The 14,259-nt window shown below is 35.9% G+C and carries 15 protein-coding genes; all 15 read left to right on the top strand.

The features are described from left to right. The first annotated feature begins 5 nt into the window (after positions 1 to 5). The 15 genes from THEXY_RS08050 (at position 6) to rplU (ending at position 14,259) form a co-directional block, all read left to right on the top strand. Positions 6 to 1,028: a rod shape-determining protein gene (locus THEXY_RS08050; protein ID WP_038069099.1), complete on the top strand. Its 1,023-nt coding sequence runs from the start codon at positions 6 to 8 to the stop codon at positions 1,026 to 1,028. A gap of 13 nt (positions 1,029 to 1,041) precedes the next feature. Beyond that, positions 1,042 to 1,872 carry a rod shape-determining protein MreC gene (mreC, locus tag THEXY_RS08045; RefSeq protein ID WP_013788342.1) on the top strand — a complete coding sequence of 277 codons (831 nt, stop codon included), beginning with the start codon at positions 1,042 to 1,044 and terminating at the stop codon, positions 1,870 to 1,872. Between the two features lie 32 nt (positions 1,873 to 1,904). Further along, positions 1,905 to 2,408: a rod shape-determining protein MreD gene (gene mreD / locus THEXY_RS08040; protein WP_013788341.1), complete on the top strand. Its 504-nt coding sequence runs from the start codon at positions 1,905 to 1,907 to the stop codon at positions 2,406 to 2,408. 9 nt (positions 2,409 to 2,417) lie between these two features. Beyond that, positions 2,418 to 4,730: a penicillin-binding protein 2 gene (locus THEXY_RS08035; protein ID WP_013788340.1), complete on the top strand. Its 2,313-nt coding sequence runs from the start codon at positions 2,418 to 2,420 to the stop codon at positions 4,728 to 4,730. A gap of 92 nt (positions 4,731 to 4,822) precedes the next feature. Further along, entirely contained in the window at positions 4,823 to 5,467 is a 645-nt protein-coding gene (gene minC / locus THEXY_RS08030; protein WP_013788339.1) for a septum site-determining protein MinC, read from the top strand. A gap of 43 nt (positions 5,468 to 5,510) precedes the next feature. Beyond that, positions 5,511 to 6,314 (top strand): septum site-determining protein MinD, encoded by an 804-nt coding sequence (minD, locus tag THEXY_RS08025; RefSeq protein ID WP_013788338.1) that lies wholly within the window; start codon positions 5,511 to 5,513, stop codon positions 6,312 to 6,314. 18 nt (positions 6,315 to 6,332) lie between these two features. Then, entirely contained in the window at positions 6,333 to 6,608 is a 276-nt protein-coding gene (minE, locus tag THEXY_RS08020) for a cell division topological specificity factor MinE (protein ID WP_013788337.1), read from the top strand. A 131-nt stretch (positions 6,609 to 6,739) separates the two neighbouring features. Then, positions 6,740 to 7,837 (top strand): rod shape-determining protein RodA, encoded by a 1,098-nt coding sequence (gene rodA, locus THEXY_RS08015; protein WP_013788336.1) that lies wholly within the window; start codon positions 6,740 to 6,742, stop codon positions 7,835 to 7,837. A 17-nt stretch (positions 7,838 to 7,854) separates the two neighbouring features. Continuing rightward, positions 7,855 to 8,250, top strand: a complete 396-nt coding sequence (mgsA, locus tag THEXY_RS08010; RefSeq protein ID WP_013788335.1) for a methylglyoxal synthase — start codon at positions 7,855 to 7,857, stop codon at positions 8,248 to 8,250. Positions 8,251 to 8,306: 56 nt separating this feature from the next. Beyond that, positions 8,307 to 9,053 carry a M23 family metallopeptidase gene (locus THEXY_RS08005; protein WP_013788334.1) on the top strand — a complete coding sequence of 249 codons (747 nt, stop codon included), beginning with the start codon at positions 8,307 to 8,309 and terminating at the stop codon, positions 9,051 to 9,053. Next, entirely contained in the window at positions 9,043 to 9,906 is an 864-nt protein-coding gene (locus tag THEXY_RS08000) for a M50 family metallopeptidase (RefSeq protein ID WP_041592097.1), read from the top strand. The genes THEXY_RS08005 and THEXY_RS08000 overlap by 11 nt, the downstream gene beginning before the upstream one ends. A gap of 9 nt (positions 9,907 to 9,915) precedes the next feature. Further along, entirely contained in the window at positions 9,916 to 11,760 is a 1,845-nt protein-coding gene (locus THEXY_RS07995) for a TIGR03960 family B12-binding radical SAM protein (RefSeq protein ID WP_013788332.1), read from the top strand. Beyond that, the gene (locus THEXY_RS07990) at positions 11,750 to 12,400 is read left to right on the top strand and encodes a TIGR03936 family radical SAM-associated protein (protein WP_013788331.1); all 651 of its coding nucleotides are present in this window, start codon (positions 11,750 to 11,752) and stop codon (positions 12,398 to 12,400) included. Before THEXY_RS07995 ends, THEXY_RS07990 begins: the two co-directional genes overlap by 11 nt. 10 nt (positions 12,401 to 12,410) lie before the next feature. Then, positions 12,411 to 13,832, top strand: a complete 1,422-nt coding sequence (locus tag THEXY_RS07985; protein WP_013788330.1) for an Rne/Rng family ribonuclease — start codon at positions 12,411 to 12,413, stop codon at positions 13,830 to 13,832. Between the two features lie 115 nt (positions 13,833 to 13,947). Next, entirely contained in the window at positions 13,948 to 14,259 is a 312-nt protein-coding gene (gene rplU, locus THEXY_RS07980) for a 50S ribosomal protein L21 (protein ID WP_013788329.1), read from the top strand.

Below are 14,259 nucleotides of genomic sequence, written 5' to 3'. Positions count from 1 at the left end.
AAAGGATGAAAGGATTTTCTAGGGATATAGGTATTGATCTTGGAACTGCAACAACACTTGTTTATGTTCAAGGTAAGGGGATTGTGTTAAGAGAGCCTTCTGTGGTGGCTATAAAAAATGACACACATACGGTTTTAGCCGTGGGTGAAGAAGCTAAAAAAATGGTTGGAAGAACACCTGGAAATATTGTCGCCATAAGGCCTATGAGAGATGGTGTAATCGCTGATTTTGACATAACAAAGATGATGTTGGATCATTTTATTGGCAAAGTAAATCCGAGAAAGGGATTATTTAGGCCGAGAGTGATAGTTGGAATTCCATCCGGCGTTACAGAAGTTGAAAAGAGGGCCGTAATAGAAGCATCACTGCAGGCAGGTGCAAAAGAAGCTCATACAGTGGAAGAACCGATGGCAGCAGCTATTGGTGCTGGTTTGCCTGTGGAAGAACCCACAGGAAGCATGGTTGTAGATATAGGTGGTGGCACTACTGATGTGGCTATAATATCTTTAGGTGGAATTGTCACAAGCAAGTCACTACGGGTTGGCGGAGATGAGATGGATGAGGCAATAATAAATTACATCAAAAGAGAATACAACTTGATGATAGGTGAGAGAACTGCAGAAGAAGTAAAAATTCAAATAGGATCAGCTTTTCCAAAGGCGAAGGAAGAATCGATGGACATAAGAGGAAGAGATTTGGTATCGGGGCTTCCAAAGACATTAAAAATTACATCGACAGAAATCTTAGAAGCATTAAAAGATCCAGTTTCCAGCATATTAGATGCTATCAAATTGACGCTTGAAAAGACTCCACCAGAGTTGGCAGCAGATATTATGGATAGAGGTATAATGCTTACAGGCGGTGGCGCTCTATTAAGCGGCATAGACAGGCTTATAAGGCAAGAGACAGGTATGCCGATTCAAATTGCCGATCAGCCATTGGATTGTGTAGCATTAGGAACAGGAAAGATCTTAGAAGAAAGTTCTCTGTTTAAAAGGGTCTTGACGCCTACCAGCAAGTTAAACTGAGAGGAGTGGTAAAGTGCCACGATTTCTCAAAAATAAACAATTTATATTTGTTATAGTTATAGCCGTGGCACTTATATCCGCCATGGCATATACTTATGGCGGTGGACGCAATGTAACGCCTATTGAATCAGCTATAGGCGGCATTTTATCACCTGTAGAAAAAGTGTTTTACTCAGTAGGTAACAGTATTTCCAACTTTTTTACTTCAATAAAAGAGATTGGAACACTTAGAGCAAAAAATGCTGAATTAGAAAAAGAAGTAATTAAATTAAGCAAAAATGACATCATGCTTCAGGAGTATATAAACGAAAATGACAGATTGAGGGACATGCTTAATTTCAAAGACAGCAATGCCAACATAACGACAAAACCTGCCAACATAATAAGCAAAAATCCGGGAAACTGGTTTAATACATTCAATATTGATGTTGGTTCAGACAATGGAATAAAGCCTAAAATGGCTGTTTTGGACGAGAAAGGCAACTTGGTTGGTATAATCACAGATGTTGGCAATAATTGGGCAAAAGTTCTATCTATAATTGATGTGGATAGTTCGGTGAGCGCTTTAGATGTAAGGACAAGAGACAATGGCATCGTCAGAGGAGATTCCAATGGAAATCTCAACATGATATATATACCAATTGACTCTAAAATAGAAAAAGGCGATGTTATAACCACATCTGATATGAGTATGTTTCCGAGAGGACTTATAATAGGCAGAGTAGAAAAAGTAGAAAAGGATGAGGGTTCACTTTTAAAGCAGGCTGTTATAAAGCCAGAGGCTGATTTCGAGAGATTGGAATTTGTACAAGTAGTGACAAACATGAAAACAACCGGGAATTGATTAAGACATTTGGCAGATTTACGGAGGGTAAAATGAGGAGCATTTATAAGTACCTTTTGATTGTATTTGCAATAGTTCTTCAAGCTACGTTGATGAAGTACATTGCTATATTAGGCGTTAAACCTGACGCCTTATTAATTTTAGTTATTGCTTTTTCTCTTTTAAATGGTTCTGGTGAAAGCATTACTTTAAGCCTTTTTGGTGGAATTTTAGTAGATGTGCTTTTTAATAACGCTATCGGCTTTGTGACAATTTCGCTTCTTATTGTGGCGTATTTGACAGGTATACTTAGCAAAAATGTCTTTAGAGAAAGTACATTTGTAGCCTTTGTGTTTGTGTTTTTAGGAACGATCCTTTACAACCTTATCATGATTTTTTCCATGCTCCTCATGAAATATGATTTAAATCCATCGTATTTGTTAAATGTAGTAATAGTTCAATCAATTTACAATTCCATAATAACTATTTTTGTGTACAAGTATATAATACGATTTAATAGTTTTGTTAAATCGAAAAAATTTTTTTTTAAAGTTTAGGTGGTCCAATTGAATGAAGGTTTGAAAAAACGGTTCAATGTATTGGGATGGGTAATAGCTTTGATGCTCATTACTCTTATAGGAAGATTGGTTTATCTGCAGCTTATAAAAGGTGACTACTATAAAGAGCAGTCATTAGGTAATGCGATAAGGTCCATAATCATTACCGCACCTCGAGGAGATATAGTAGATAGAAATGGAGTAAAGCTTGCTACAAATAGGCCCAGCTATTCTGTAGAGCTTCTAAGAAGCGATGCTAAAGGCGTCAATCTAAATGATGTCATTTTAAAATTGCTTAACATTCTCAATAAAAACGGTGTAAAGTATAAAGATGATTTACCTATATTTTTAGATAACAACAACAATCCTTATTTCAATTTTCAAAATCCCGATGAAAGCAATGTGTCGCAATCGGTCTTGAAACAGAGGGAATTGCAGTGGAAGAAAAATAACAATATTCCTTCAAATGCTACAGCCAGTGAAGCATGGCAGATATTGACAAATAAATTCAAAATATCAAAATCGCTGTCTCCACAGGATATTCGTGGAATAATGGCTGTTCAAGAGTTGATGTTAGAACAAGGATATACACAGTACAAACCTGTAGAGATAGCCACCGATGCTAATCAGCAGACAGTTGCAGAGATTGAGGAAAATCATTTAGATTTGCCTGGAGTCATAATAGAAGTCAAGCCAATAAGGCTATATCCATTTAAGACACTGTTGTCACAGACATTAGGATACATCGGCCGCATGACTGCTGAAGAATGGAAAAAGTACAGCCAAAAAGGTTATCAGATAACAGATCTTGTTGGGCATTATGGACTTGAAAGCTATTTGGAGAAGTATTTAAGGGGAACTGACGGTAAACAGCAAGTAGAGGTAGACAATTACGGCAGATTGATAAAAAAATTGGATGAGGTAAGTCCTAAACCCGGAGACACTGTGTACCTTACGATAGATGAAAAGTTGCAGCAGGTTGCTGAAGAATCATTGCAAAGGACCATGGAAAACATAAGGCAAACAAAAAGAGGTCCACATGGTGAATACTTGCCGGCAAATATCGGTGCAGTAGTCGTTACAGACATAAACACCGGTGAGATTTTAGCTCTTGCCAGTGTACCTGGTTACGATCCAAATATCTTTGCTTCAGGTAATCCGCCCAGCAGCATTGTAAATGAACTATTCAAGCCGAGGAATGCCACTATTGACCCAAGCCCTATATTTAATTATGCCACACAAGGTGCAGCACCTCCTGGTTCAACATTCAAAATGGTAACAGCGTTGGCAGCATTGGAATCTGGTGTAACGACTGTAAATGAAAAGTACGTTGATACGGGTATATATGCTCCTACCGGTCAAGAGAACTGGCTGTACGGCGAATACGGAAGGACGCAGGGTGCAGTAAATGTGTCAGAAGCAATAAAGTATTCCACAGATACGTATTTTTATGAGATGGGCCGCAGGATGGGAATAGATAAAATTGATGAGTATGCTCACATGTTGGGTTTAGACCAAAAGACAGGCATAGAGCTTTATGAGACGACTGGAATAATCTCCAGCAAGAAATTTAAAAGAGATTACAATTTATCAATTTTAAAGTCAATGGTTAGATCCGACGCAAATCCAAATGGCAAGATAACACAGGAACAGTATGATAAGATAGTAAGCTTAATTGACAAAGGCAATTTTAGCGATTACTCCACATTTTTGCAGCTTAAGAAGATGGGAATAACAGATCCTAAATTGCAGATGACCATATGGCAGTTGATGGATGCGACTAAGTGGACTTTGGTAGATACCACCAACGCATCCATAGGTCAAGGCAGCAATCAATTTACGCCTATAGAGATTGCAAGTTATTTGTCAACATTGTTAAACGGAGGAACAAGATACAGATTGCATTTGGTCGACAAAATAGTCTCTCCTGGTGGGAAGGTAATCGAAAAGGAAAAGCCAGAAGTATTAGACAAGATAAATATACCTCAACAATATTTAGATGCTATAAAGTTGGGAATGAAAGGTGCCACAGAAGAAGGCGGTACTGCCAGTGCAGCATTTGCTAATTTTCCAATACCTGTTGGTGGTAAGACTGGTACTGCTGAAGTAGGTTCCCATGGTACGAAAGTCATGCAGAACTACGCATGGTTTGTTGGCTTTGCACCATACGATAAGCCGCAGATTTTGGTAACAGCACTTATATATCAAGGGGGATCTGGCGCATATACAGCTCAGGTAGGTAGAGATATAATGGATGCTTATTTTGGCTTTACAAATTCAAATAATAATACAGCGTCAAATACAAATGTTAGTAATCATTAAAGAGGATTTTTTGTCCTCTTTTGTTTTTTTAAGAAGGAAAAACTTAAGTTGTGGAGAATATTATAATTAAGACTGTATTGGGAGGGCAAACAATGTTAAATGATTATGTAAAGATCCATGGTTCAAAAGATGGACTAGTGATAATAGCAACCGATGTTTCTGATATAGATGCCTTAAAAGAAAAGATAATAAATCGCATAGAGCGATCACTGACCTTTTTTAAAGGTGCACAGCTTACAGTAAAATTTCGAAATTTGAGCGTAGATGAAAAAAGCTTAGATGAATTAAAAGATTTTGTCTTAGAAAATTACGGTGTAAATGTAAAGTTTAAAAAGATTCAGGAAAGGCATCTAAAAAATGTTACAGGTGAAAATGACATATTTGATGGTTTGGAAGAAGGTATGACGAAATTTTACAATGGCACTGTAAGATCAGGTCAAGTTGTTAAGTATTACGGAAATTTAGTCGTATTAGGTGATGTGAACCCTGGTGGAATTGTACAAGCGTCAGGTAACATAATAATTATGGGGACTTTGAGAGGAATCGCACATGCAGGTATGTCTGGAAATCTTGATTCAATAATCGCAGCGTCTAAGATAAACGCGATGCAGCTTCGAATATCTAACATTATTTCACGTTCACCCGATAATGATATTGAGGCGTTATATCCAGAAATTGCTTTGGTTAAAAAAAATAAGATAATAGTCAAACCACTTTACTTGTATGGAAAAATATAGTAAAATAAACAATTAGAAGAAACAGAGGAATGGAGTGAAGGAAATGAGCGAAGTCATAGTAATAACATCTGGGAAAGGCGGAGTTGGAAAAACTACAACAACAGCTAATATTGGCACATATCTATCAATGAAAGGATTTAAAACAGCATTAGTAGATACAGATATAGGTCTTAGAAACCTTGATGTAGTTATGGGATTGGAAAACAGGATTGTGTACGACTTGGTTGACGTAGTAGAAGGCCAATGCCGCTTAAAACAAGCGCTTATAAAAGATAAAAGATTTGATGGGCTTTACTTATTGCCTGCGGCGCAGACAAGAGATAAGACAGCCGTAAATCCAGAGCAGATGCGCGCAATTACGGATGAGCTAAGACAAGATTTCGACTATATTTTAATTGATTGTCCTGCAGGTATTGAGCAAGGCTTTAAAAATGCAATAGCTGGTGCTGATAGAGCATTAGTGGTCACAACGCCAGAAGTATCAGCAGTAAGAGATGCTGACAGAATCATAGGCCTTTTAGAGGCCTCTGATGTAAGAGATCACATGCTTATCATAAACAGGATAAAGATGGACATGGTGAAAAGAGGCGACATGATGAACATTGATGACATCATGGATATATTGGCAATAGATTTATTAGGTGTTATTCCTGATGATGAAAATATAGTCATATCTACAAACAAGGGTGAACCTATAGTTGTAGATGAAAAATCGTTGGCTGGACAGGCTTACAGAAATCTGACGCAAAGGCTGATTGGAGAAGATGTTCCGATAATTAACTTAGACACAAATTATGGTTTAATCGACAGATTGAAGAGTTTATTTAAAATTTCATCCAGTAGGTAGTTTCAGGAGGTGTAATGGATGGACTTATTCAAATCGTTTGGAGGAAAAAGTAACAGTAAAAACGTAGCAAAGGAAAGATTGCAGTTATTGCTTGTTCATGACAGAGCCGATGTTTCCCCAAAATTTTTAGAGATGGTAAAAGGCGAGATAATGAATGTAATATCAAATTATGTTGAGATAGATGAAGATGGCTTAAATGTTGAAATAACAAAAGAGAGAAAGACAGATGATACGTTTGTTCCAGCATTGCATGCAAATATTCCCATAAAAAAGATGAAAAAAAATTTAAGATAACCGGTGGAAAGCCGGTTATTTTAAATTTGGTGAAATTATATCCATAATCAAATGTATAGTTAAATGGTGTGTTGTATGATATAATACTATTGTAATCATGAATACTTTCTATAGAGGGGAAATAGAAGTTAATGTTTAACAAGAAGTTGTGGAAAAATTTTGATTTTGCTTTGTTGATTACTGTTTTATTGATATGTGCGTTTAGCGCTGTAGTCATTTCCAGTGCGTCACATGCAGTTGAGACTGGTTCATACAAAAATGTGATTGTTCAGATTGTAGCTGTTTTATTTGGATTGGTATTTTTATTTGCCATAACGCTTTTTGATTACAATCAGATTGCCAGACTCTCAAAGGTAATCTATGTATTAAATATCTTAGTCCTCATTTCCGTTCTTTTTATCGGTAAAGTAAGTAACGGTGCTCAAAGCTGGATTCACGTAGGGCCCATTGATATTCAACCGTCAGAGTTTTCGAAAATAGCCCTTGTGTTGACATTAGCAAACTTATTTAATGAGATGGGTGAAATCAAGACTTTCAAAGATCTGGTAAATCCACTTATTCACGTTCTAATTCCCTTTGTGATTGTGATGTTGCAGCCGGATCTTGGTACTGCATTGGTTTTTTTAGCTATTTTTGTGGGTATGCTTTTTATTTCTGGTGTAAAACCAAAGGTATTTGCTGGGCTTATTGCGATGGGTATAGCTATGATGCCTGTAGCATACAAGATTTTAAAGCCTTACCAGAGAAACAGACTTCTATCGTTTATAAATCCAAATCTTGATCCGATGGGGTCAGGATACCATGTAATACAATCTAAGATAGCCATAGGCTCCGGTATGTTTTGGGGGAAAGGCCTTTACAACGGTAGTCAGACGCAGCTTTACTATCTACCAGAAGCTTGGACTGATTTCATTTTTTCGGTTGTAGGAGAAGAATTAGGCTTCATTGGTGCTACAGCTTTGATACTGTTGTACGCTTATATGCTTTATAGATGCTTTAGAATTGCGGTTATGGCAAAGGACAAGTACGGCTACTTGATAGCTGTAGGCATAATTTCTATGTTTACATTTCACATATTTGAAAACATCGGTATGACTGTAGGAATTATGCCAATTACAGGAATTCCCCTTCCTTTTATGAGCTATGGTGGCAGTTCACTGGTTGCTAATATGATTGCCATCGGACTATTGCTAAATATTGGAATGCGAAGGCGAAAGATCAATTTTTAAATGAGAGGATGATTTGATTGAATATAGCTCTTATTGCGCATGATATGAAAAAATCTATAATGGTGGATTTTGCTATTGCCTACAAAGAAATATTAAAAAAATGCAACATATATGCTACAGGTGCCACAGGTCAACTGGTAGAGGAAGCTACTGGCATCAAAGTCAATAAGTTTTTGCCGGGGCCTATGGGTGGTGATCAACAGATTGGTGCAATGATTGCAGAAAACAACATGGACTTAGTCATATTTTTGAGAGATCCATTAACGGCACAGCCACATGAGCCTGACATATTGGCACTTTTAAGGGTTTGCGATGTTCATTCAATACCACTTGCGACAAATTTGGCTACCGCGGAAGTGCTGATAAAAGGATTAGATGCAGGATTTTTGGAATGGAGAGATGCGGTTAAATAAAAAAATCATAAACCTCCTTTCTATGTAATATAAATATAGTAAAGGAGGTTTATCTTATGAAACCTAACAAATGGCAATATGTTAGCTATTCAAAAAATCGCATCAGTAATTTTAAAAAGTATTTTGGTCTTTTGGAAAACCAATTGATAGTTTGTCTTTTGATTTTAGGCGTAGTCATGCTTTTTAAAGCCATAAATGTTCCAGCTACAAATAAAACTGTAGACGAAGTAAAAACAGTCCTTAATTATAATTCTAACTATGAAAATACTAAAAAAGGGCTTAAACTTGTCATGAGCAGGATACCTTCGTTAAAAGACGACGTTGTAAAAGTGTTTTCAAATAAAGCAGATGATTCAAAAAGTACTACAACTCAAGTTGTAAGTAGTGGGATGATAAGACCTGTTGATGGAGTTGTAGTGTCTACATTTGGTACAAAAGTAGATTCTTCTACTTCGAAAGAAGTGAAAAACGACGGAATTGACATAAGCGTATCCAGCGATAGGCCAGTAGTTGCTGTATTGGATGGAGAAGTCATGATAGCGGATAATGCTAATCCTGACTGGGGAAAAGTGGTTGTAATAAAACATGATGGTGACATACGCTCTGTCTATGCATACCTCTCTGAAGTAGATGTAAAAGTCGGAGATAAAGTGCTTAAAGGTCAGACGATTGGAAAAGTTAGCGCTGGCATCAACAATAGTGCTATGATGCATTTTGAAATATGGGAAAACGGAAAACCAGTCGATCCTGAATCAAAGATAGACTTTAATCCAGCAATAAGTGATGTCAAAAATGAAAATTGACGATGTGAAAATAAAGGTAAACCCATTTACGTGGGTTTTTATATTGTTTCTTGTATTAGCTGGTCTTTATATTGAACTTATTGATATAATCTTAACTGTAGCAATACATGAAGCAAGCCACTATTTCGTGGCAAAAAAATTAAATATAAATATGATTCAGATAGAAGTATTCCCTTTTGGCGGAGCGGCTGTTTTCGACAGTGAGATTTTTATAAGGCCTGATTTAGAAATCATCATCGCATTAGCGGGGCCTTTGTCAAATGCTGTTTTTATTATGGTGCTTATTATAGTAAGCCAAATTATTGGAACTCAATTAGATTACCTTATAAAAATTAATGTTCTGATGTGTATATTTAACCTTTTGCCTGGTGTACCTTTAGATGGAGGAAGAGCTTTGAAGTCTGTTTTGTCCAATTTCATAGGTTTAACCAGAGCTAATAACGTAGCAGTCAAGATTTCATATGTGTTATCTTTATTGCTCATATACGGCAGTATACTTATGATTGTAAATGGGAATAAAAATTATGTATTGATTGCTATGGCTGTATTTCTCATAATATCTGCCAGAAATGAGCGGAAACTATCTGAGTATTTTAACTTGAGAGATTTAATATATAAAAAAGAAGAGTTATTTAGGCGTGGAGTTATGAATGTCAGGACAATAGCAGTGTTGGAAAATCAAAAATTAATCAAAATAATCAATTGTTTTTTGCCATTAAAATATCATATAATAGTTGTGTTGGATAAAAATTTGAAAGAGAAAAAAAGACTTACGGAGACAGAGCTTTTTGATTTTGCCATAGAAAATGGACTTTACTTACCTATTGGCGAAATCTTAAGCAAGGTAAAATAGGAGGTAACAATGTCAGATTTAAAAAATAAAATAGATGATTTGTTGATGAAAGTGAACAAACCTGCCAGATATACTGGCGGTGAAATAAATTCTGTGATTAAGGATGTAAATAAAGTTGAAATAAGGTTTGCATTTGCCTTTCCTGATGTGTACGAAGTTGGCATGTCTCATCTTGGGCTTAAAATACTTTATAGTTTGATGAATGAACGAGATGACACATATTGTGAAAGGGTATTTGCTCCATGGATCGACATGGAAAGCCTTATGAGAGAAAAGGACATACCTCTTTTTTCACTTGAGACAAAAACACCTCTTAATATGTTTGATGTAATAGGGTTTACTCTGCAGTATGAATTAAGCTACACAAACATATTGAACATGCTGGATTTATCTAAAATTCCAGTAAGAAGCAAGGACAGGAAAGGATATCCTCTGATTATAGCAGGTGGACCTTGTGCAGTTAATCCTGCACCATTGTCTGATGTTGTGGATTTGTTTGTTATAGGTGACGGTGAAGAAATTATAAATGAAATCTTGGATTTAGTAATATCTTGTAAAAAAGAGAATGTACCGAAGGAAGAACTTTTAAGACGCGCATCTAAAATTCAAGGTGTTTACGTCCCATTATTATATGTAGAAACGTACAATGATGATAATACTATTAAAAGCATAAAGCCTATTGAAGAAGGTGTGCCTGCAATAATAAAAAGGAGAATTGTGAAAGACTTAGATAAGACATACCATCCAGACAAACAGATTGTACCGTTTATAAATATCGTCCATGATAGAATCGTGTTGGAGGTTTTTAGAGGCTGTACAAGAGGCTGCAGGTTCTGCCAAGCAGGTATGATTTACAGGCCTGTAAGGGAAAGGTCAAAAGAAACCCTTCTGCAATTAGCTGATAAATTGATAAAATCAACTGGATATGAAGAAATTTCATTGACTTCTTTGAGTACATGCGATTATTCACAGATAGAAAGTTTAGTATATGATCTTATAGAGAAGTACAAAGATATGGGGACTGGTGTAGCGTTGCCATCTACCAGAATAGATGCTTTTTCTGTCAATCTCTTAAATGAGATTCAAAAAGTCAGAAAGACTGGCCTTACACTTGCACCTGAAGCTGGAACACAAAGACTTAGAGATGTCATTAATAAGGGTGTGGCTGAAGAAGATTTAGTAAATTCTACTAAAGAAGCATTTAAGGCAGGGTGGAAAAGCTTAAAGTTGTACTTTATGTTAGGTCTTCCAACGGAGACGATGGAAGATGTAAAAGGCATATCTGATCTTGCTCATTTAGTAGCTGATGTATACAAAGATGTGAATGGCAGCACAAAGGGTCTTAAGATAACTGTAAGCACTTCAACTTTCGTGCCAAAGCCATTTACACCATTTCAATGGTATCCTCAAGACGATATGGACTCCATAATAAATAAACAAAATTATTTAAAAGAGCTTCTTAGAGGAAAGATATTCAGCTACAACTGGCATGAACCAAATATGAGCTTTTTAGAAGCTGTAATCTCTAAAGGAGATAGAAAAGTAGGACAAGCAATTATTAAAGCATGGGAAAGTGGATGTAAGTTTGATGGTTGGGATGAGCAGTTTAAATTTGATAAATGGCTGGAAGCATTTGAGAGCGTCGGGGTGGATCCTAAATTTTACGCTTATAAAAAAAGGGATTTTGATGAAGTTTTTCCTTGGGATATTGTGGATGTAGGCGTAAAAAAGGAGTACCTTAAAAGGGAATGTAAAAAAGCCATTGAAGGAAAATTAACAGGCGATTGCAGGTTGCATTGTACAGGATGTGGTATAAAAGATCTTGATGAAGGAGTTGTATGCTTTGAAGCTTAGAGCTAAATTTAAAAAAGATGGGGATTTAAAGTACATTTCTCATTTAGACCTTATGAGAACTATAGAAAGAGGTATGAGAAGGGCACAAGTAAAATTTTCACTGTCAAAAGGGTTCAATCCACATCCATTGATATCTTTTGGGCCGGCACTTAGCATGGGTGCGACAACTCACGGGGACTATTTCGATGTAGTGGTAGAAGGCGAAATTGACCCTAAAAAATTTAAAGATGATTTAAATAGAACATTGCCTGATGGCTTAGAGATCATCGATTGCTATATTGTCGATGATAAGGATTTGTTGTCAAACAGAGTGAAAGAAGCTGAATATACTGTAGATGTTTATTTGATGAGTCATGTGATAAATTTTCCTGATGAAATTAAAAGATTTTTGAGTAGAAGTGAGATATTTATAGAAAAGGAGTCAAAAAGTGGCAGCAAAGTCATCGACTTAAAAAATTATATTTTGGATCTAAAAATGCTTGATGCAAAAGGCAGCAAAATCACTCTGTACGTGAAGCTAAAAATTTATGAAGGTTCTCCAGGACCTATATATGTTGTAAAAGCTCTTGATGATTTTTTAGGACATGTTTTTAATATGGAGAAAGTCGTTGTAGACAGAAGAAACCTTATTTTAAATTGAGGTGTTTTGCTTGAAGAGAATTTTATTTGATATAAGTGATAAATTTTATCAAGTAGCATATTTGGAAGATGGCTTGTTAATTGAATATCATGTTGAGCATTCTGATAAAAGAAGCATAGTTGGGAATATTTACAAAGGAAAAGTAAAAAATACTATAAAGGGTATGCAAAGTGCCTTTATTGACATAGGAATAGATAAAAATGCGTATTTATTTGTAAATGATGTTAAATGGATTTCGGAATCAAATCCCTCAATAACTAAATATGTGAAACCTGGGCAAGATATAATTGTTCAAGTCTTAAAAGATTCTATAGGGCTTAAAAATCCGAGAGTTACGACGAATATATCGCTGCCTGGAAAATATGTGGTGCTTATGCCTGATGCTGATCATGTTGGAATTTCCCACAGGATAGAAGATGAAAAAAAGCGAATGGAGCTAATAAATATCGCTAAAAGAGTAAAACCGGATAATGTAGGCATAATAATCAGAACGGCGGCACAATATGTCGGAGAAGAAGAATTTGAAAAAGATATAGTTGATTTGTGTAAATTGTATGAAGATATATTAAATAAATGTAAATTTGCTGATTCACCTGAGTTAATTTACGAGGAAGAAAATTTTATCGTTAAGTACATAAGGGATTTGTCGTCATTGATAGTGGATGAAATAGTGGTAAATGATATAACAGAATACAAAAAGATTTTTGATTATATAAAAAAGGAAGGCCTAAATATTTCAGTAAAATATGAGGATGGAGACTTAGTAGGTCTATATGGGATTGAAAAACAAGTGGAAAGACTGTTAAGCAAAAAAGTTTGGCTTAAAAGCGGTGGCTTCATAATTATCGATGAGACAGAGGCTTTGACTGTTATAGATGTGAATACTGGTAAATACACAGGTAAGTCTTCACTTCATGAAACAATTTTAAAAACGAACATAGAGGCTGCGAAGGAAATTGCATTGCAATTGAGACTAAGGGATATTGGTGGCATCATTGTTGTAGATTTTATCGATATGGATAGTGATAATGACCGCCAGAAGCTTCTAAGAGTTTTTGAAGAATCTTTAAAAAGCGATAGATCAAAGTGCAGCGTACTTGGCTTTACACATTTAGGATTAGTAGAGATGACGAGAAAGAGAGTCAGGTCAAACGTAAGCGAATATTTGCAAGAGAAGTGTGATTGCTGTAAAGGCACAGGGTGTATCGTGTCAAGCGATATGATGCAACTTAGAATAAATCGCTCTATAGAGAGAATCTTAAGAAATACAAATGCTAAAAAAATAACTATAACTTCAAATCGCAGAGTACAAAGCATAATCGAGAAAAGCAATATAATAGAAAAGTACATGGAAAAATACGGTGTAGATATAAGCACCATCTGCAATAACAAACTTGATACTGATGAATTTTACGTAGATTATCAGTTGTAATTGACATTTTCATATTGTTATGTTAGAATACACTTTGTAGCCGCTCGGAACGGGTTTAAATACTTCATTGAAGTACCTTGGTTTCCGGCGAGACTGGTAAAGAGGAGGTGCCCTAATGTACGCAATTATAGAGACTGGTGGCAAACAGTACAGGGTTCAAGAAGGCGATATACTCAATATTGAGAAGCTTGATTGTGAAGCTGGCAGCGTATATTCCTTTGATAAGGTATTGGCTGTAGCAAAAGATGATGGAACTGTTGATTTTGGGAAGCCATACGTTAAAGATGTTAAAGTAGAAGCGAAAGTTCTTGAACATGGTAAAGGTAAGAAGATTATCGTCTTTAAGTACAAGCCGAAGAAGAATGAAAGAAAGAAACATGGTCATCGTCAACCATATACAAAAGTTCAGATTGAGAAGATCATGTAA

The organism is Thermoanaerobacterium xylanolyticum LX-11, from assembly GCF_000189775.2.
GTDB lineage: Bacteria > Bacillota > Thermoanaerobacteria > Thermoanaerobacterales > Thermoanaerobacteraceae > Thermoanaerobacterium > Thermoanaerobacterium thermosulfurigenes.
Note: the sequence above shows the minus strand (reverse complement) of the source record. Positions and strands in the feature narration are given on the sequence as shown.